Origin of the sequence: Streptomyces sp. NBC_00250, from assembly GCF_036192275.1 — a bacterium.
Taxonomy (GTDB): Bacteria; Actinomycetota; Actinomycetes; order Streptomycetales; family Streptomycetaceae; genus Streptomyces.
Genome location: NZ_CP108088.1, coordinates 9,115,716 through 9,135,455 on the forward strand (window position 1 = coordinate 9,115,716; position 19,740 = coordinate 9,135,455).

Annotated in this window: 13 protein-coding genes; 9 read left to right on the plus strand and 4 right to left on the minus strand. The window is 68.7% G+C overall.

The genetic code is table 11. The annotated features are described in order from the left end of the window. Positions 1 to 64: 64 nt before the first annotated feature. A complete protein-coding gene (gene fxsT, locus OG259_RS41065) occupies positions 65 to 3,790 on the minus strand; it encodes an FxSxx-COOH system tetratricopeptide repeat protein (RefSeq protein ID WP_328946923.1) in 3,726 nt (1,241 codons plus the stop codon). Positions 3,791 to 3,831: 41 nt separating this feature from the next. On the opposite strand from fxsT, the gene OG259_RS41070 reads away from it, so the two are divergent. Then, positions 3,832 to 3,978: a hypothetical protein gene (locus tag OG259_RS41070; RefSeq protein WP_328946924.1), complete on the plus strand. Its 147-nt coding sequence runs from the start codon at positions 3,832 to 3,834 to the stop codon at positions 3,976 to 3,978. Positions 3,979 to 4,211: 233 nt separating this feature from the next. Here the strand turns inward: OG259_RS41070 and OG259_RS41075 are convergent, their stop codons facing one another. Beyond that, positions 4,212 to 4,598 carry a hypothetical protein gene (locus OG259_RS41075; RefSeq protein ID WP_328946925.1) on the minus strand — a complete coding sequence of 129 codons (387 nt, stop codon included), beginning with the start codon at positions 4,596 to 4,598 and terminating at the stop codon, positions 4,212 to 4,214. Positions 4,599 to 4,861: 263 nt separating this feature from the next. Here OG259_RS41075 and OG259_RS41080 point away from each other — a divergent pair, with 263 nt between their 5' ends. Beyond that, complete coding sequence (locus OG259_RS41080; protein ID WP_328946926.1) at positions 4,862 to 5,647, plus strand: hypothetical protein; 786 nt, start codon at positions 4,862 to 4,864, stop codon at positions 5,645 to 5,647. 653 nt (positions 5,648 to 6,300) lie between these two features. Further along, on the plus strand, positions 6,301 to 6,759 hold the full coding sequence (locus tag OG259_RS41085) for a hypothetical protein (RefSeq protein ID WP_328946927.1): 459 nt from the start codon (positions 6,301 to 6,303) through the stop codon (positions 6,757 to 6,759). On the opposite strand, the gene OG259_RS41090 is transcribed toward OG259_RS41085, so the two are convergent. Next, the gene (locus tag OG259_RS41090; protein ID WP_328946928.1) at positions 6,756 to 7,043 is read right to left on the minus strand and encodes a hypothetical protein; all 288 of its coding nucleotides are present in this window, start codon (positions 7,041 to 7,043) and stop codon (positions 6,756 to 6,758) included. The genes OG259_RS41085 and OG259_RS41090 overlap by 4 nt on opposite strands. A gap of 1,662 nt (positions 7,044 to 8,705) precedes the next feature. Beyond that, positions 8,706 to 9,287 carry a hypothetical protein gene (locus OG259_RS41095; protein WP_328946929.1) on the minus strand — a complete coding sequence of 194 codons (582 nt, stop codon included), beginning with the start codon at positions 9,285 to 9,287 and terminating at the stop codon, positions 8,706 to 8,708. Between the two features lie 627 nt (positions 9,288 to 9,914). Between OG259_RS41095 and OG259_RS41100 the strand changes: the two genes are divergently transcribed. The 6 genes from OG259_RS41100 (at position 9,915) to OG259_RS41125 (ending at position 19,444) form a co-directional block, all read left to right on the plus strand. Further along, a complete protein-coding gene (locus OG259_RS41100; RefSeq protein WP_328946930.1) occupies positions 9,915 to 10,331 on the plus strand; it encodes a hypothetical protein in 417 nt (138 codons plus the stop codon). An 824-nt stretch (positions 10,332 to 11,155) separates the two neighbouring features. Continuing rightward, positions 11,156 to 11,572 carry a hypothetical protein gene (locus OG259_RS41105; protein WP_328946931.1) on the plus strand — a complete coding sequence of 139 codons (417 nt, stop codon included), beginning with the start codon at positions 11,156 to 11,158 and terminating at the stop codon, positions 11,570 to 11,572. A 74-nt stretch (positions 11,573 to 11,646) separates the two neighbouring features. Then, the gene (locus OG259_RS41110) at positions 11,647 to 11,901 is read left to right on the plus strand and encodes a winged helix-turn-helix domain-containing protein (RefSeq protein ID WP_328946932.1); all 255 of its coding nucleotides are present in this window, start codon (positions 11,647 to 11,649) and stop codon (positions 11,899 to 11,901) included. A gap of 353 nt (positions 11,902 to 12,254) precedes the next feature. Further along, the gene (locus OG259_RS41115) at positions 12,255 to 14,513 is read left to right on the plus strand and encodes an FG-GAP repeat domain-containing protein (RefSeq protein WP_328946933.1); all 2,259 of its coding nucleotides are present in this window, start codon (positions 12,255 to 12,257) and stop codon (positions 14,511 to 14,513) included. A 334-nt stretch (positions 14,514 to 14,847) separates the two neighbouring features. Further along, positions 14,848 to 17,109, plus strand: coding sequence for a VCBS repeat-containing protein (locus tag OG259_RS41120; RefSeq protein WP_328946934.1), 2,262 nt, complete (start codon positions 14,848 to 14,850; stop codon positions 17,107 to 17,109). Between the two features lie 52 nt (positions 17,110 to 17,161). Continuing rightward, positions 17,162 to 19,444 carry a VCBS repeat-containing protein gene (locus OG259_RS41125; protein ID WP_328946935.1) on the plus strand — a complete coding sequence of 761 codons (2,283 nt, stop codon included), beginning with the start codon at positions 17,162 to 17,164 and terminating at the stop codon, positions 19,442 to 19,444. Positions 19,445 to 19,740: the final 296 nt, after the last annotated feature.

Consider the following 19,740-nt stretch of genomic DNA (forward strand, 5'->3'; position numbering starts at 1 on the left):
TGGACCGCCCGATGCCGACACTGAGTAGAGCCCACTGAGTGGACTCCACCCAGTGGGCGCCACTTTACTCAGTGGGTTCCACCGGGTGTGTGCTGTCCGGGGGGCCCAACGCCGAGCGGGAGGCGGCGGCGAGATCGGCAGCTTCAAGAGTGTCGGGGTGGTTGGGTCCGAGAGTGCGCGTGCGGTCGGACAGCACCTGCTCCCTCAAGCGCAGGGCCTCTTCGTGCCGGCCGAGGAGCGTGTGGGTGATGGCGAGGCTGCTCCTGGCGTCAATCGTGTCTGGGTGGTCGGGGCCCAGTTGCCGCTCGTGCGTGGTGAGGACCCGCTCCTCCAGAGCGAGGGCATCTTCGTACCTGCCGAGCGCGCACAGCGAATTGGCCAGGGCCATCAGGACCAAGACGGTTTCGGAGTGTTCCGGCCCATGGACGCGCTCGCTCGCGCCGAGCATGAACGCCAGCACGCGCGCGGCGTCTGAATGACGGTCCGCACTGCCGTACGCCACAGACAGCTGGAGCTTGGCGGCGAGGGTCTGCGGATGATCAGCACCCAGTGCTCGCTCGCGGTCGACCGCTGACTGCTCCGCGACGGCGATGGCCTCGTCGGTGTGCCCGGTATCCATTTGGGCGACGAGGAGGCAGCAGCGGTAGTTGGCAGTCAGAGGGTGGTCGGGGCCGAGGACACGCTCGCCGTCTGCAACCAGAGATTCCAGCAGGCGGAGGCCTTCCTCGGCTCTGCCGATATCGAGGTGAACGAGAGCGAGTCCTCCTCGGGCGTCGAGGGTGTCGGGGTGCTCGGGCCCCAGGGCCTGTTCGCAGACGGCGATCGCCGTCGCGAGGAGGGGGAGTGCGTCCTCGTGCCGGCCGACTGCTTGGTAGGAGTAAGCCAGGTTGTTTCGGGCCAGGCCGGTAGCGGGGTGATCGGGACCGAATATACGTTCACGGTCACTCAGGACGCGTTCGCCGAGGCTGATGGCCTCCTCATAGCGGCCGACCGCGCAGTAGTGCTGCGCGAGATTCCCGCGAGCGCTGAGGGTGTCAGGGTGATCGCGGCCTCGAAGACGTTCGGCGTCGGTCACCGATTGCTGGTGCAGTCGTAAGGCGTCCTCGTTGCGATCGGTACGGTCGTAGAGGGCTGCGAGACTCAGCCGGCTCTGGAGGGTATGGGGGTGCTCCGGGCCCAGCGTGCGCTCAAGAGCGGCGGCCACCGTCGTGATCAGCCCAAGTGCTTCCTCGCGCCGCTCCATCTTGGCGTAGACGGTCGCGAGGCTTCCCCGGACCGTCAGGGTCGTGGGATGGTCGGGCCCCAGGACCCGTTCGCTCTCGGACATCGCCTGCTCCCCCAGCGAAAGGGCGATGTCGTAGTGGCCGAGCTGGCCGTGGTGTTGGGCAACACCAGCATGTGCGATGAGCGTGTACGGGTGCTTGGGTCCGAGGATCCTCTCGCAGTCGGCGAGGAGCGCCTCGGCGACGTGCAACGCGTCGTGGTAGCGCCCGAGGGCCTCGTAGATCTGGGAAAGGTCGAGCCGGGAGAGGAGGGCGTCCGGGTGATCGGTGCCCAGCAGCTGTTCGCGCTCGGCCAGTACTTGCTCTGCCAGGAGGAGGGCGTCACCGTGGAGACCGAGTTCGCGGTAGACGTGGGCGAGGTTGGCACGGGCGCGCAAGGTCTCGGGGTGGTGCTCGCCCAGGAGGCGCTGCCGCTGGGCCACCACATGGAGGCCTAGCTCTCTGGCTTCCTCGTGGCGGCCGAGTTCCGCATAGGAAACGACGAGGTTGGACTGGGCATTGAGGGTGTCGGGGTGGTCGGGGCCCAGCAGCTGTGCGCGTGCAATGAGGACCTGTTGCCTGATGCGGAAGGCCTCCTCGTACTGACCGAGCGCACCGTGAGTGGAGGCGACGTGCAACAGGGTGCCCAGAGTCTTTGGGTGGTCGCCTCCCAGGAGGCGCTGTTGGGCATCGGCGACCAGCTGGTTGAGGCGGTGGGCGTCCTGCGGCCGTCCGAGCATCCGGTAGGAGGAGGCGAGGTTGCCGCGGGCCTCGTGGGTATCGAGGTGGTCGCCTCCCAGGAGGCGCTCACGGACGGCCAGTACGTGCTCATCCAGGCGACGGGCCTCCTCGTACCTGCCGAGTTGCCGGAAACTCGAGCCGACCTCGGCCTGCGCGCGGAGGGTGTCCGGGTGGTCACCTCCCAGGAACCGTTCACGGGAGGCGAGTACCCGCTCGCTCAGGCGCAGTGCCTCCTCGTACGTGCCCAGTACCCGGTACGTACGTGCCAGCTCCGCAAGGGCGGTGAGCGTGTCGGAATGGTCAGCGCCGAGTGACTCTTCGGCCTGAGGGACCACCTCCTGCCAGTAGACGCGCGCGGCATGCGTGAGGCCGTTGTCGAGCAAGCTCCGTCCGGCACGGAAGACGAGCGCACGGGTGTTGTCCCGCCAGGGCTCGCTTGCATCCGTGCGGGCGAGGGTAGCGGTGTTGGCCCGCAGGACTGCCGCCAGGGCGTGCTCCCGCTGATCGGGGTCAGGCCAGATACTCAGCAGGCCGTCAGCGGCGGCCGACACGGCCGAGGACGCCGGTTCGGAGCCTGGGGCGGGGCCCGCTTCGCGAACGGCGCGGGCTGTCAGGGAGTGGATGCCCACGTGGAGATGCTCCCTGTGGGCGCTGTAGTTGATCAGGGCGTAGCGGTGTAGGACCAGGAGGGCCGAGCGCACCTCGTCTGGTGTCGGCGTACTCTCCGCCGATGCCGCGGGCTGACGGTGCCGGGCGAGGTGGTCGAGGACCGCTGGCGCGGACCAGAGCGCCTCCGGGTGGCCGGCAGGGTCCAGCAGCGCGGCGAGTTCGAGGACGAGCCGGACCAACCCGTCCGGACTCGCGGTCGTGGCCGCGTCCAGGGAGAGCAGCAGAGCCGCGCCGACGTGGCGGCCGTACCCCTCGGTGTCGGCCCAGACCGGCAGGAGTTCGTCGAGCCCACGCGTGCGGTCGCGCAGCCGTCGTAGGTAGGCGCCGCCAGACAGCTGTTCGTTGATGAGGTATGCGGCGGCGTGCCCGATGGCAAGGGGCAGATGCCCGAGGTCTTCCGCCAGCTCCTGCGCCGAGCCGTCCAGCAGGTGGCCGACGCCTTCGGCCCCCAGACGCTGCTCCAGGTAGGCGGCCGCCTCGGTGCCGCTGAAGACGCCGATGTCGATCCGAGCCCGGCCTTGACCGGTCAGCCGCACGTCCTTGAGCCGCGAGGTGGCCAGCACACGGCCGATACCGGGGCGTCCCGGAGGCCACCAAGGAGCGACCGCGCCCGGATCGGCGACATCGTCGAGCACGACCAGCCAGGTACGGCTGGTGGCAGCCAGCCACCCCAGAAAGGCCCGGGCGTCCTGCTCGGAGTCCTCGCCCAGCGCGCCCGGCGCCTGGACGAGCACTGCGGCTTGTGCGTAGAGGCTGACGACCTGCTGCACATCGGCGGCCGGAACCCACAGCACCAACTCGGTGCCATCCAGTACCGCCTCGTGAACGTACGCGGCAGCCAGCTGGGACTTGCCCACGCCTCCGGGACCGGAGAGCACCTGCGCCAGGACAGGCGTCTTCCCCGCCCCCCGGACGCTGTCGATCTCCGCCCGCAGACCGCTCCGGGGCTGGAACGCCGAGGCAAGCAGGGGCGGCGTGCCGATGCGCATCGGCCAGACGGGTTCCGGCCGGGAGGGCTGGTGGATGGTGACGCTGCTGTGCGGACCGAGGGCGCTGGCGACGATGTCCCGACCGGCGGCGACGCTTCCACCGCTGGCCTGGACGAACGCGGCCGCCATGACCTCCAGCGTGGGCGCTGGGTCGTCCGCGGAATCCTCTGGTGCTGGTGCTGGTGCTGGTGCTGGTGCTGCATTGCGGCGGCGCGGCCAGAGAGGACTCATCAGGCTGCGCCTTCGCCCACCAGGGCGTGCCCGCAGACACCGTCGCGGTCCTGTGCGGCGGCGAAGGTCGCCGTACCGCGCGCTAAGGCCGACACCACAGAAGACATCCCGACCGACCCTCGCCCCCCAACGCGCCCTCCTCCTGGACCGGATTGCCCGCACGGAGCCCGGCCGGCAGCCTCCTCGCCCACGTCAATCCGCACTGGCACAGATTCTTCTCCCCCACGTCGGCACGCGTACATACAGTCAGGGCTCCGCAGGAGCGGCATCTCCACAGCCGACGGCGAAGCGTTCCAGCGCCCGGACACCAGCTCCGGTCTCACTGGACTTGGCTCCCTTCTCCAAGCGCGCTGCCGGTGATGTCCCCGCCGGCAGCGATGCCTCCGGGCTCAGCTGTCACGCTCGGGGTAGGCGCCACTGCCCCGTCCGCAGGGGCCGCTGTGCTTGCCGGTGGCGGTTGGGCGCTCACACGGGAATTCGATCCCAACGCGCTGCCGGTGATGTTCCCGCCGACGGCGATCCCACCTGTGCCGGCTTGCACGCTGTATCCGGCTGAAGGCGTGTCCCGACGGTTCAGGGAGGCCACCGCGATGACGAGACCAGCGCATGCGAGGACCGCGCCGATGATGCTGGCGATTCTGTCGCCGGTGTCGAGGTCCACCGCGATGACGACGACCAGCAGGCCTGTGGTGACGAGCGCGGCCACCACAACTGCCGCCCATACGGCCTTCCGTGCCCCGCCCGACGGTCCCGCCATCATGTCCCCCGTCCGTCCCGCCCCCGCCGCCCTGTGGCTTGGGGGCGGCGGCCCTGACTGCTACTCATACGTAGGCTAGACGCTGACCGACTTCGCGTCTCCGGTAAGCGCCAGGGATCCCGGTCCGGTTCACGGAGAGGCTGACCCGCCCGGAGAACCGGCACGACAAGCTCACGCGAGACAACCTCCTGGATCTGGAGGACCACCACCTGGTGAGGATCGAATCGGTCCAGGAAGATCAGCGACAGGTGTGGGTGCTCACCAGGAGGGGACACGGCGAGGCGAAGAAGCTGCTGGAGCCGAAGGGGATACGGGTGGCGGTGCGGCGGAAGTACACGACGCTCGACGAGCTGTCGAAAATCGAGAACAACCTGGCCGGGATGCGGCAGTCCGGCATCGTCATCCGGGGCGAGCTCGGGCACAGCGGCACTGAGGTGACGACGCTCGACCTGACCCCCAAGACCCCAGAGGCCACAGTGGCCACCTGCGTGGACCTGTCCACCTACGAGCGGTACGACACCCGGGCGAAGAAGATGATCCCCCTGCCCCCGTCTCAGCCCGTGCGTTACCTGATGACGATCCACACGGAGAAGTGGCCCACAGGCGGGATCGTGACCGACCTTCAGCAGGAAGGGGTGCGCACGTGCTGGTGCGACGGACGGCGGCAGCTGCTGGCGTGCTCCTGGCGATCGGCGTTGCCGCGCCGGCCGCCAGGCGGAAGGGCCGGACGGCGGGGTGTGCAAGGGCGGGGACATCTACGTCTCGGTGTGCGCCGAGGACGGGACGCTCTCCGGCGGCTCCTCTGGCTCCTCGGGCTCGACCACTCCGGCCGGCACTGGCACCAGCTCGTCAGGCGGCGGCTCGGCGCCGCCGTGCACGTACGAGAAGCTCGACCCCCAGCCACCGCCGGAGAATCGGCCCCGTCACACGGCAGGTGCTTCCAGGTCAGTCCCGTCATAGAACCGGAATCCCAAGGCGTGAACGAGCGCGACGACTAAGTCCTCCGCCAGCGGATCACACTCAGCCACCAGGGCAGCCCTGAGCGCCACCGGGTCCGGCTGAAGGCCAGCCCCTCGAGCCCAGGCCTCAGCTCGCTCGCCTACTTCGGCCGAATCACCGATCCACTCACCGGGCAGACCGTAATCCCGCGCCATCTCCGGGGACAAAGCACATTGCCATGACAGGCCATCGGGACTCGCTGCCTGAACCGTCACGAAGTCGCTGTCGACCACATGCGCAACCAGCACAGAAGCACGAGTCTCGTCGACTATCGAAGAGTCCGGATCCGTGACAGGGCACGCTTGCAGGATCTGCCACCCGCCATCACGCGCCCACCACAACGGCATACAGTCCGAGGCCCGCATCGCCGCCAGTTCTGTCAGTGGCCGGCTGGCTCGCGCGACGATGAAAGACCCCGAGAACCCCATGACCGGGAACCATAGCCGCGGTCACTGACATCGTCGATTACCCGGCCAAGGCTGCGTGACAGGCCACACGCACGCCGGGAGAGGGTCAGCTGGGGTTCGCGGAAAACGGGCCTTCAGGGCACCGGAACCGGGCCTGTGCCGGGACTGCCGCGAGGACCGGCAGTGCGAGCGCCGCCTGAGGCGCGAACCGCTGCGGCCCGGGAGTCGTCCTGAGGTGTATGAGCATGAACACCATCAACGCGTTACGGCACACCGCGCGCTGGGCCGGTGTTGTGGCCCTCGTTACGACGCTCCTGACGGGCACCGCCACGGCGGCGACCGCCGCGCCCGCGTCCCCTGCCGTCGCCGATGGCCTCAAGCCGGGCGACACCTTCGCCTACCCGAACTACATCCTCCAGCTGGACGGCACGTCCGTCGAAGCCCTCAAGGAGGTCACGGTCAGCGGGGAGCAGACCCTGACCATCGTCCGAGGCCCCAACTACCTGAGCCACGCGGTCACCCGCTGGGTCGACGACGCTATCGCCGGGCGCGAGGGACGGCTTAAGACGGCGACGATCCTCTGCATCGACTACGGCGGCAACGTCGCCCGGCGGTTCACCTTCGTCGGAGCGTTCGTCACACGCATCGACTACACCCCGGGCGGCATGGAATCCCTCACCGTCCGCTACTTCTACGACTACTAGCCGATCAGCTTCGTGTAGTCGGCGGCGGAGAGCAGGTCGTCGGTCGACGCCCCTGCCGCCAGCCTGATCTTGAACAGCCAGGTGATGTACGGGGCGTTGTTGACGTCCTTGGGGGTGTCGGCCGCGTCCGCGTTGACCGCGACGATCTCGCCGGTCAGCGGCGAGTAGATGTCGGACGCGGCCGTCACCGATTCCACGACGCCGATCGCGTCATCGGCCTTGACCTGCGGGAACTGCGCACCGTCCCCCGGCAGCTCGAAACTCGTATGCGCTAGCGAACGCACAGCAAGATCGTTCTCGCCGGGAGTTCCTGCACCTCAACTACTCACACCTGGTGCAGCGGCTGCACCGAGAATGATCATGCTGGATGACCACTGACCACTGACCACTGACCACTGACCACTGACCACTGACCACTGACCACTGACCACTGACCTCGTCGAGTCGCCTCCGACGGGATAGACCCAGCCCTCAGACAGCTGCCGACGCACGTACAGGCGCCCCACGACCTCCTGCTCACCGTCGGGCAGCAGCACCCGGATCGGCACCGGCTCAAACCCCTCGGAGGACGTCACACGCCCACCGTAGAAGGCGCCGTCCCGCCGGCCACGGCCACGTCACTCAGGTCGTCCTCGGTGCAGGCCTCGGCGACGGCCGCTACACCCAGCGTGTGTCGGAAGTCGAGCCCGCCGAGGTGGCGATCCTGGTGTGTGACTAGAGTCAGAGGCATGGCAACACCAGTGCTTCAAGCAGTTGAGTCGAACGGGACGACCTGGGATGACGCCTCTGAGGAGCAGCTGCACGACCTGCTAGCTGACATGAGTCTCGGATCACGATTTGTCGTCGTGCGGCGGCTTGATCTGGAGCCTGCAGATCAGCACTACATGCAGGTCTATCTCAATGACGACCTTAGCTATCAGGTGGAATACCGTGAGGGAGGGCCGGACAGGCACTTCCAGACATGGGTACCCCGCGGGCACGGGGTCTTCGCAGTGGAACCTGTGGCTGAGGTGCTGCAGGGTTGGGCCTGCGGGCGACCTGGCTGGCGTGACACTCTTTCTTGGGTTCCGTGGTCACCTGCAGAGTCGTGCGCCCGTCACCACCCCCTCACAGCCACTCGTTGATAGCTGCGACCAGAACAGTCGCTCCATAGCGGACGGCTAGTTTGTCGTACTCGCGGCCACGGCTTGGTGCCTTTGAGGCGGTTGATGCCGCACTCGACCGCGTGCCTGGCCTTGTAGTCTTCCGGATCGAATTTCGGTGGACGGCCGCCGTGGAAGCCGCGGCACTTACGGTTGCGCACCTGGTCGGCCTTGTCCGGGATGGTGCAGCGGATCCCGCGGCGGCGCAGGTAGGTCCGGTTCCGACGGGAGGCGTACGCCTTGTCAGCCCCCACCCGATCGGGACGGACGCGCGGCTTGGCGGTCAAGAACATCGCTGTCCAGCGAACCGAGATCACTCCGGAGGAGCTCGCCACACTCAGGCAGGTCATCAAGGATGCACAACCCCCATCTGGAGAGCCGGAACACCTATATACACGGGCGGGCGTGGGCGAGGTGAACGGCAACCTTTGGCGATGAACCGAAGGCCAAGGAGCGGGTTCCGCACCAGGCCGCTTGCCGTGGCCGACTTGGAGACTCTCTCGGCCGAACTGCAAGCCTTGGCCAACCGCACCGTGGAGTGGACATACGCGGTCTTGCAGAAGACGCACGCACACATCTCCAAAGCCGACGACGATGAGTAGCCCGGCAAACCTGCAAGCCCGCCATATCCGCCCAGCGTGTTCGCCACGAACCCACGGGTCCGTCACCGAAAGTGGCGGCATCGGACCCGCGGGTTCCCGCTGAAGAACCTTCAGTTTCCGCGAACTCACGGGGATCACGGCCCGGAGCTCCCGTCTCTGCCCCGGCCGCAAGATAGCCGTCAGAGATAGGGGCGTCGGGTCACTACAACTGGTCCCGGTCCCCCTCAGCAACGCCTGAGTACCTCAGCAACGATTGGTATGCCGCCTGGACTACGGGCTCCGGTTCTGGGAGGGACTCCCCCCGCTGGTATGCCCCCAAGCACTCCAGTGCGTCGCTGCAGATATCCCTGTCGCGCCCGTGGCTGGCTTCAGCCGACGTTTCTGTGGGGAGGCTGTAGATCATCCTGATGTCCATCCAGATGCGCCGTCGTAGGGGACGGTCAGGAACTCGCAGCATCGTGATCTCGATTCGCTCGCGGCGATCCTGCATGCGATGGAAGCGTTTGACCTTCTTCTGCGGGGATAGGGTCTCCGATCTCCAGAAGGCGCTTGGATATGTGTGCCGGGTGTCCTCCGCGGGCCATTCGTAGCTGCCCACTTTTAGGCGGATGTCCTTCTGGATCTCCATGAACTCGGACATAGCCTGCTCGATGGCCGCCTGAGCCGCCTCTGTCCGTGCAGCCTTTACCTGCTGATGTTGCTCCCAGACCGTGCCGGCGAAGGTCGTGGCCCCGCCTACGAGAGCACCGCCCAGGGCGAAGAGTCCTGCCGTCAGATCGCTCATGAGCTGCGTCCTGTGGCTGACCGCAGCGTGGCTTCGGCCTGGCCTGGCCACCGGCCAGGATGACGGTCACGGTACGACGGCGATACGGCGGCCGTGGGGGGCTGGTACTCGGGTCTGTCTGATGGGGTGGGCAAGGGCTTGAAAACGGCGGCAACACCAAACTGGTTCACCATGACCATCACGCTCAAGTGGGCCTCCGGCGGCTGGACGTTGCGCGAGCTTCGTGATTCACACAGCACAGCGCGCTTGGTTGTCCACCTTGCGCCTCGACACCACCCTGGCGGCTTTCCGGGGGAGAAGGACACCCGGATGCATCCGGGATCGGAGGTAGGAGTCCTGAGCCGACCCAGCGTGTTCGCCGTGAACCCGCGGGTCCATCCCCGCAAATGTCGGCACTGGATCCTCGGGTTCCCGCTGTCAGTGCACCGATGCGCGGACAGGACGCCACCCTGGAGCGGCTCCGCGTCGACTGACAACTCGAAGAAGCCCTGACCCACGGGCCCGACCCGCTTCACCTCGCCGAGGTGTTCGGGCTCGACGAGAAGACCGCCATGCGTTACGCGGACTCGGCCCGGCGCCTCCTGGAAGCCAGTGCCGAATCGTGGAGCGTCGTGCCAGCATCGGCGGATGATCAACGCTGAGGACCTGGTCGGCAGGCACCTGCTGAAGGTGACGACGTCCTGGCACCACTACAAAAAGACCGAACCCTCCCTCCTGCACATGTGGCTGCACATGGACGGCCTTGGCCCCGTTCGGTTCCACACGCCGGACGACGGGTTGTTCCTGGAGATCGATCAGCCTCACGGCCCCTACGACATGGACGAGTACGGTCACACCACGGTCGAGGACGACCTGCCCAGCTTCCCCATGGCCCGGTTCGTCGGCCAGCGAATCCTCTCCGCCCGGGAGATCCGCTACCGGCGCGGTAACTACGACTTCGCCATCGGCATCACCGTCCAGTTTCCCGACGGCACCATGCACATCCTCAACCTCGCGGACGAGATCGTCCTGGCCCATGATCAGCACCTGGGTCCGGTTGAGTGATGGGCGACGTGTGAGTTGCAGTGGTTTGCGACGGTGTCCTGCACTGGATGTGGGACGTGTTGTTGCTGGTCGTGGGTCTGTGCGGGGTGTTGTAGGTGTCGTTCTTTGGGTGAAGGTCGGTGTCGTTTCCTGTCGCCGGTCGGTGAGTCTGCACAGTCGCTGTGTTCCTGACCTGGTGTTGTGCAGGTTGGTTGAGCGGGTTTGTGGCTGGGTGGCTCAATGAATCTGCGTAGTGTCGGGATGCTTTCTCCGTCTGACCTGAGATGTTTCCGATCCTGGATGTGGTTGTGCAGGTTGGTTGGGGACTGCGCAGTTTCGCTGGTTGTTGGTATGTGGCTAGTCCCTCGACGGCACCGACCACCAAAGCCACAAGGAAAACAGGGCAGTGGCTACGTAGGTCACAACGGAGAGCGTTTGTCTCTGGAGACGGAGAGCACCTGCCGGTCGTTGGCGTGTGGAATGTCGCTGAGAGATAGGAGCGGCGGGGCGGAGTGGAGGCTAGGTGGACCCGTCTTGGGGGAATCACGCGCCCCCAGCGGCCGCCGGGAGGGCCCTGGTGGAGCCGATTCTGTTCAGGGAGCCCGAGGAATCCCGCGTAGGCCTGCCCCCAGCGAGCGGCCGGACTTCGTGGTACTCGCCCTGGCTCTTCGGGGTGATCTGGAAGGGCCGGAGCGGCAGAGTTGAAGAGGTGCTCGCCGACTTCGAGCCAGGAGGCCCCGCGTAGACAAAGCCAAAGTCCCCGCGTCAGCAAGTAGTTGCTACTCTGGCAAGTAGATGCCGGGGTAGACATAGGGATGCCCCGGCGACGACGGGAGGGGTTTGGCATGCGCGAACAGGCCGATGCGGCCGCAGCGTTGAAGGGGATTGCGCGGATCGAGGCGACCGCGCGGGGGCGAAGCGGCTGGTACGCCGGCTACCTGTGGTTCTTCGCCGTCTGGCAGCTTGGCCTGGTTCCCGCCGTGCTGCTGTGGCACGGACCGACGGGGACACTGGTCAGCACACTGGCGAATGCCCTCGTGGTCATGGGGCTGTCCCTGTTCGCCGCGCGGCAGCCTGTAGTTCCGCGCGGCTACGGCGGCCGGCACCTCAGAGTGATCGGCGCCTGGGCGGTGGCCTACGGCTTGGCCCTCGCGCTCGGCTTCACGGTCTTCGTGGACAGTGTCGCCTTCGCGGCCGTGGCTGCCCTCGCGTGCGCGCTGCCGGCCTCTGCGGCAGCCTGGCGGGAGGCGCGCGCCGTATGACGCAGGGAGCCCTGGAGGGGGCAGGACGGGGCCCTCACCCGCGGCACGCACTCGCACCCCTTCTGGCCTCGGCTGTGCGTCTGTCGATCGTCGCAGCCCTCGCTGCCGTGGAGAAGGCCGAGTTCGCCTACGTGCGGGATCTGGTGGAGATCACCGACTCCGCGTTGTCGAAACAGGTCTCGCGCCTGGAAGAAGTGGGCTGGGTGACGGTCGAGAAGGGGCAGGTCGGACGCCGGCCGCGGACCTGGCTGCGTCTGACTGAGGATGGAGCAACTGCTTACCGGCGCCACCTCGCCGCGCTCACGGCGATCGCGGGTCCACTGCGCTGATACGGGCGGGACGGACGGCTGGCCACATTGTGGCCAGCCGTCCGTCCGAGCCTTGACGGCGGTAGACCGCTCGTCACGAAAAGTCCGCCTACCGTCGAATGCTGCATGAACCTGCACAGCACGAAACTCGCCTTGAGGCAAGCACCGGAGCGCTGCTAGAACTCGGCAACACGATTCTGATGGGGCGAAGTCTGCTCTCCCTGTTCAGCAACATGCGCTCTCGCTTCGCGGCGATGAAGCCAGACATGCCGAACTGGGTTCCTCGACCCGTCGTACAACCTTGAACGGCTGTTGTGAGTCATGTGGGTGTGGCGCAGGGACGCCGCACCCACAGCACGTTCGGGAGAATCCCCTTGAAGCATTCCAGCCCGGCCGGCAAGCGGCTCACCGTGGCCGTCACCGTCGCTCTCGCGGTCACCGGCGGCGGTCTGACCTCCGGCCCGGCGCTGGCCTCGGTGCCTTCCGCCCTCATGGTCACCGCGGACGACGCACCGTCCGCCCCCGCCGTCATCGACCCGGCATCGGCGCTGCGCGGCTGGGGGCCTTCCGGGTTCCTCAGCCGCGTAGGTGAGTCGAACGAGGTGCCCACCTATCGGTGGACGCGGTACGCGGATGGCGTCACGACCACGCTGCCGGCGACGACGACCTACTACCGTGCCTCGGTGGGCGGTGACGTCGTCGTGCGGCCGGAGGGCACCACGTACCACCTGTACGACATGGCGGCGGGCGGCGAGCCCGTCTCGATCGACACCGCGTCGCTCGGCGCCTCGGCGACGCTCAGCTGGGTCGCGGACCGCACGCTCGTGATGCGGACGGACGACGGCTCCGGCCGCACCACGCTGCACCTCGTGTCCAAGCCGCAGGGCGAGGTCGTGGACCTTGTGGTCACCGGCCTCCCGGCGGACGCAAAGGTCGCTTTCTCCTCGCTCGCCGCGCCCGGCCTCCTCGCCGTCAGCTACACCGGCACAGTGCGCGGTGTCGCCGGGAAGCGGCTCGCCGTCGTGGACCTCGCGGAGGGGAGGGTCGTCGATGACCGGCCGGTTCCGGTGATCGACCCCTTGTCCGGGATCGCGGTCTCCGCTACCCACGTGGCCTGGGTGGAGCGGCCCTCTGAGGGGGAGACCGTCGTAGTGACGGCCCGCCGAGGCTCGGACGCTGCCCCGCACCGCATGACGCACCGCGGGCAGGACAGGGGAGTCTCTGTCTTCCTGCTGGGCGGCTGGGTCCTGTTCGGCGTGCCCGGCGGGTCCACCGCCCAGGGCCCGAACCCGCTTCACGCGCTGCAGGCTGTCCCCGTGGACGGCGGCACGAGACCCTTCGTCCTGCTCGACAGCCTGGTGACCGGTTACGGAACACCAGACACCCTGCTCGTCCAGGGCGGGACGGACGCCCAGGGCGAGGGCGTGTACCGGATCGTCCTCGGCTCGGACGGCAAGCCCCTTGCCACCCGGCTCGCGACCACTGGTCTGCGGACCACGCTCGGAGTGGTGGAGGAGTCCGTCCCGGCCGTCGCCGACTTCAGCGCGCCCGGATCCACCGTTCGCTTCGACTGGTACCTCGGGCGGGGCAGGGCCGTGGCCGAGCTCGTGATCATCGAATACGCGACCAACCACACCTGGTCGCAGCGCGTCCACGTGGAGGACCGACTTTCTTCCGACCGGTTCGGCCGCGTCACCCTCGACTGGAACGGCCTCTCCAACAGCCAGCTCTCCGCCCCCAGCGGCTCCTACATCTGGAGGCTGACAGCATCGCCGTTCAACGGCATCGGCCCGGTGCTGCAGCGGACCGGCACCCTCAAGGTCACGAACAAGGCCGTCCAGCACGACTACTCGGGCAGCGCCTTCCCCGACTTGCTCGTCCGGAACGCGAACGGCGATCTGCACTCGTACGACACCCGCCAAGTCCTCTTCGACCCCGGCTACGGGTACCAATGGGACGGGACCTATCGGGGCCGCGGCTGGAACGCCTACGACCGGATCCTCGCCACCGGCAACCTGGACTCCACCCCGCACTCCGACCTCGTCGCCCGTGACCGGACGGGCGTCCTCTGGTTCTACTCGAACGAGGGCGGCACGCTGGCCAAACGGACCTCGATCGGTGGTGGCTGGAACGCCTACGACGAACTTGCGGCCGGTTCCGACCTGACCGGCGACGGCCGGCCCGATCTCGTCGCCACCGACCGCTCCGGTGTCCTATGGCTCTACAAGGCCACCGGCTCGGCAAACAAGCCGTTCACAGCGCGCAAGCGGATCGGCGGCGGCTGGGACGCCTACAACAACGTCACCGCCCCCGGCAACCTCGGCGGCGGGACGACCGGCGACCTCCTCGCCCGCGACAAGGACGGCGTCCTCTGGCTGTACCTCGGCAAGGGCGACGGCACCTTCGCGCCGCGCACAAAGATCGGTGCGGGCTGGGGCCGCATGGAACACCTCGTCCCCATCGGTGACTTCGGCCGCGACGGGCGCCCCGACCTCCTGACCTCCCAAATCGACCGCGACGGCCGTACCGTATTCCTCCGCTACAAGGGCACCGGCAACTGGCGCGCACCTTTCGAGAAGGCCGTGACGACGCCCGTGGACCCGCTGCTCTACGGCTTCGACCTTCTCTCCTGATCCGCAGTCACCTCCGGCATCCTTCCCGACGCCGATTCCGAGGTGCTGCTCCAGGCGGTGGCCGAAGCAGTCTTCCCGTACCCATCCCCCGACGGTCGCCGCCGTGAGAACGATGGAGACGGAGAGGGCGGGCCGGCCGACACTGCAGCCCCGATCCGGGCCCGCTCGTCCACCGCGGGCCGGGCCGGTGGCAGACCCTCCTCGGCCCAGTCGAGTACGCGTCCGCGGACTGCACGGCTTGTCCGCACGACATCCACTGATCTGCATCCGTTCGCCGGTTCCGCGGGCTTGCCGATGACCTCACCCTCCTCAGAACTTGGAGAGAACCACCCCCGTGAAGCACCACAGACGCATCACCCGGCGTTACCTCAGCACCTCCGTCGCCATCGCCCTCGCGGTGACGACCGGGGCACTGACGGCTCCGGCGGTCGCCGCCGGGCAGCCGGCGCCGCCCGCCACCGCCCAGGAATCGGCGGACGAGCAGGCACCGCTCGACATCCCGGCCGACTCGAAACTGCTCAGCGCGGGTCCGACCGGAATGCTGACCAGCACGGGTTGGCAGGCGGACACAGCCGTGTACCGCTGGACGCCTCACAGGGGTGGCGCCACCGTCACGCTCCCCGCCGGGCCCAAGTGGGGTAGCACGGGCACGGACCTCGTCGCATCCAAGAGCGGGGACGTGTACACGCTCACTGACATGAGTGGGGAGTCGGATCCGGTCGTCATCGACGTATCGGGGCTCGGCACTCCCGGCGAGCCCTACCACCTGCGACGGGTCATCGGCACGACGTTGCTGATGAGCGACTACACGAACGCCCGGTGGACGCATCACCTGGTGTCCGTGGTGGACGGCCGGACCGTCGACCGCCCGGTCGCGGAGCCGATCGGCCGGTTCGACTACGGCCTGCACGATGCCGGGCCAGGGCGCATCGTCCTCAGCTACGTGGTGTCCGGGACGGGCTCGTCCACGCGGCGGTTCTGCGTGGTGGACGCGACGACCGGCGAGGTGACCGAGAACTACGAGGCGAGCTCTGGCTCGGAGGGTGTCGGTTCGGTCGCGCGAACCGCGAACCACCTTGCGTGGATCGCGTGGGGCGAGACTCCGATGCTGAGGTACATGCTCCGGGGCACGCAGGACGTCGAGCGGATACCGCTGACGACCACGGGCGAGGCGAGCGGTGTCGAGGTCCGCCTGCTCGGCGACTGGGCGCTGTACGCCCGGCCCGGCGGGGGCACGGCCTACACGGGCGCCGACCCCCTCCACGCGCTCACCGCCAGCTCCCTGACGACCGGTGAGACGTTCAAGGTCCTGGACCACGTGTCGTCGACCGCCTACGACCAGGAGGGGAACCTGCTCGTCCTCGGAGGCATCCTCACACAGGGCGAGGGCCTGTACCGGATCGCCCCCGATGCGGCCACCGGCAAGCCCGCCGCCACCCTCGTACGCGGCTCCGGCCGGCCGACCGCCCTGGTCGTGGAGGCGGAGACCCTGCCGCCGACCGGCACCGTCGACTTCGACCGCGCGGGCGGGCAGCTGACGGCCGGCATGACGCTCAGCCGCCCCAACGCGGACATGACCCTGAAGCTGACGCACACCGCCTCGGGCCGGACCGCCGAACCATACACGTACTGGCCGGGCGGAGACCTGAGCCGGCCCACCGCCACCTGGAACGGGCGTTTCGGCGACGGGTACCCGGCCTACGACGGCGCCTACACCTGGACGCTGACGGCCACACCCTCCAACGGCATCGGTCCGGCGATCGAACGTAAGGGAACCTTCACGCTCACCCGTTCCCCCCGGCCGCGCGATTTCGACGGCAACGCCGCCCCGGACGTTCTGATCCGAGAGTTCGGTTTCCTCTCCTCGTACGACGCCCGGCAGATCCTCGGCCTGGGAAGCTGGGAGGACGCGGACGAGACGCGGATCGGTCGCGGCTGGAACGCGTACGACCGGATCACCCCCACCGGCGACCTCGGCGGCACCCGTCACGGCGACCTCGTCGCCCGCGACGGCGCCGGTGTCCTCTGGTCTTACGCAGGCCGGGCCGACGCCAGGGCTCCGTTCGGCACCCGCGTCCGGATCGGCGGTGGATGGCAGGCGTACGACAAGCTTGCCGGCGGCTCCGATCTCACCGGCGACGGGCGGAACGACCTCCTCGCCACCGACAAGACCGGCGTCCTGTGGCTCTACCCCGGCACCGGCAGCACCACCAAGCCCTTCGCCACGCGCAAGAAGATCGGCAGCGGCTGGGGCGCCTACAACCAGCTCACCGCCACCGGGAACCTGGCCGGCGGCCCGGTCGGAGATCTCGTCGCCCGCGACAGGGCCGGAGTGCTCTGGCTCTACCTCGGCAAGGGCGACGGCACCTTCGCGCCCCGCACGCGGATCGGCGGCGGCTGGGGGGCGTTCAAGAGCGTCGTCGGCGTCGGCGACGCGGACGGCGACGGCCGCAACGACCTACTTGCGCACGAGGACGTCGTCGGCCAGTACCCGCTGTTCCACATCTACCCGGGCACGGGTCAGTGGAAGGCACCACTCGGATCGCGGGAGACCTCCGTTCCCCGGTACGAGAACTGGGACGGCGACGTCTTCTGACAGCCCGTCCCGTACCCCTGCTCCCGCACGCACTTCAGAAGGAGTCCCCCCTGTGAACCGTCAGGGACCCGCCCACTCACGCCGGCTCGCCATGGTCGCCGCCGTCGTCCTCAGCGTCACCGCCGGCAGTCTTGTCGCCCCGGCGGTCGCAGCCGCCCCGGCCGTGCGGACAGCGCCGGCCGCGCCGGCCCCCGATCCCACGACGGCCTTCTCCGTCCCGGCCGGCACCACCGTCCTCTCCAGCGGCCCGAGCGGATTCCTCACCTCCCACCCGCAGGGCACGGCCATCACCCATACCTGGGTACGGCACGACGGCACCCCGATCCCGCTGCCCGCGGGGCGGTATGAAGGGAACCAGGGCACGGACCTCGTCGTCCGGATCGACGGGCCGCGGCATACCTACCTCGACCTGGCGTCCGGCGCGGCCCGAGAGGTCCTCTCCTACAGCACTGCGGAACTCGCTGGTACCCCCGTGCCCGTGCTCCACCAGGGCACCAGGCTCGTCGTCCGTACGTTTCCGACCTCGACCACCGGTGCCGAGCTGCACATCATCGGCAAGGACGCCGAAGGCCGCACCACGGACGTGCCCGTGCCCGGGGTGCCCGCAGACGAGATCGTCGGGATCGAGAACGCTGGGCCCGACACCTTCCTCGTCCGCTCCTACTCCACCGTGGGCGGGGTATGGAGCCAGAGGCTCGCCGTCGTCGACGTGGCCTCGGCGTCGGTGGGGGAGACATACGACCACATCTACGGCAGGGTTACGCCGCTGCCCGCCGCCGTGTCGGCGACCCACGTGGCGTGGTTGGAACCGGAGAACCACCCTTACCCCACGGTCCTGGGTACGGCGCGGCGGGGCCATTCCGGCATGGCCCGCACCGACCTGCCGGCCCCGGCTGCCCCGGAGACGAACAGCACCATGACCGTGCGCATCGTCGGCGACTGGGCCGTGTACGCCGCGCTCGGCGGAGGAACCGCTCCGCGCACCGAGACCCTGCACCAGGTGACGGCCCGCTCGCTGACCTCCGGTGAGACGATCCCGCTTCTCGCGCACGCCTCGGCCCTGGTCGCCGCCCCGGACGGCTCGCTCCTCGCCTCCGGCGGCACACTCGACCGGGGCGAGGGCGTGTACCGGATCTCGCCTGGCACGAACGACGAAACCCCGCCCACCGTCTCGCTCCTGGCCACGGCCGGCGCCCCGACCGCCCTCGCCGTCACCACCGAGGACGCCCCGGCCGGAACGGTGGACCTGGACCGCGCGGGCGGCACGCTGAAGCCCTCATGGACGCTGAACCGGCACAACGCCGAGGCCCGCCTGGTCATCAGACACACCGCTTCGGGCCGCGTGTGGACCTCCCCGGCCCTGGCTCCCCGGACGCCCGCTCAGCCGTTCACCTTTACCTGGAACGGCTCCTTCGACGGCAAGTACCCAGCGTTCAACGGCGCCTACACCTGGACACTGACGGCGAAGCCCGCCAACGGCATCGGACCCACTCTCGTCCGCACCGGCTCCTTCACCCTCACCCGGGCGGCCCGGCCGCACGACTTCGACGACAACGGCAGCCCCGACGTGCTCGTCCGTGACGCACAGGGCCGCCTGGCACTGTACGAGGGCCGCCAGTACCTCTCGCAGCCCTACCGGGAGAGCGACCCGCCGTCCCTGCCGCCGACACTGCTCGGCACCGGGTGGAACGCGTACGACCGCATCACCGCCACCGGCGACCTCGGCGGCGCCCGCCACGGCGACCTCTTGGCCCGCGACACGACCGGCGTCCTCTGGCTCCACCAGGGCAATGGCAAGGGCCTCGCACCCCGCGTCCGGATCGGCGGCGGCTGGCAGGTCTACGACCAGCTGGCGGCCGGCCCCGACCTGACCGGCGACGGGCGGAACGACCTCCTCGCCACCGACAAGACCGGCGTCCTGTGGCTCTACCCCGGCACCGGCAGCGCCACCAAGCCATTCGCCACCCGCAAGAAGATCGGCACGGGCTGGGGCGTCTACAACAAGCTCATCGTCCCCGGGAACCTCGGCGGCGCCGCCCACGGCGACCTCCTCGCCCGCGACAGGAGCGGCGTCCTCTGGCAGTACCTCGGCAAGGGCAACGGCACCTTCGCACCCCGCACTCGGGTCGGTCCCGGCTGGAACGGGTTCTCGGCTCTGATCGGCATCGGCGACGAGTTCCCGCGCGACGGCATCGCAGACCTGGCCGGCATGTACTCGGGATCGGTCTGGCGTTTGTACGGCGGCACGGGGGACTGGCGCGCCCCCTTCACCTACCCGCAGGACGCCGGGGCGCTCGTCCCTCTGCCATACGCCCGTCCCTCCGACGTCTACTGACCCTGCCTCCTTGTGAGCCCTGAGACCTGGCCGCGGACGGACTAAGTTCCGGTCGGGGAGAGACTGTACAACCATGAACGGCCTTCGGAAGTCCTGTGGTCGGGGCGCGCGGACGCCTCAACCATAGTTTCGGGAGGAATCCCCTTGAAGCACCTCAGGCCTGACGGCCGGTGCCTCGCTGTTGCTGTCACGGTCGTTCTTGCGGTGCCGGCCGGCACGGCCGTGACCACCGCGAGCCTGCGCTCGCCGCGCTACGGACGGTGACCCCCGCCGCATCCGAGCAGGGGGCGGGACCC

Bases quoted from the DNA above. Each gene is read 5' to 3' on its own strand.
- OG259_RS41095 (WP_328946929.1), bottom strand. From the start codon at position 9,287: ATGAGCGATCTGACGGCAGGACTCTTCGCCCTGGGCGGTGCTCTCGTA.
- fxsT (WP_328946923.1), bottom strand. From the start codon at position 3,790: ATGGCGGCCGCGTTCGTCCAGGCCAGCGGTGGAAGCGTCGCCGCCGGT.
- OG259_RS41105 (WP_328946931.1), top strand. From the start codon at position 11,156: ATGCGCGAACAGGCCGATGCGGCCGCAGCGTTGAAGGGGATTGCGCGG.
- OG259_RS41100 (WP_328946930.1), top strand. From the start codon at position 9,915: ATGATCAACGCTGAGGACCTGGTCGGCAGGCACCTGCTGAAGGTGACG.
- OG259_RS41085 (WP_328946927.1), top strand. From the start codon at position 6,301: ATGAACACCATCAACGCGTTACGGCACACCGCGCGCTGGGCCGGTGTT.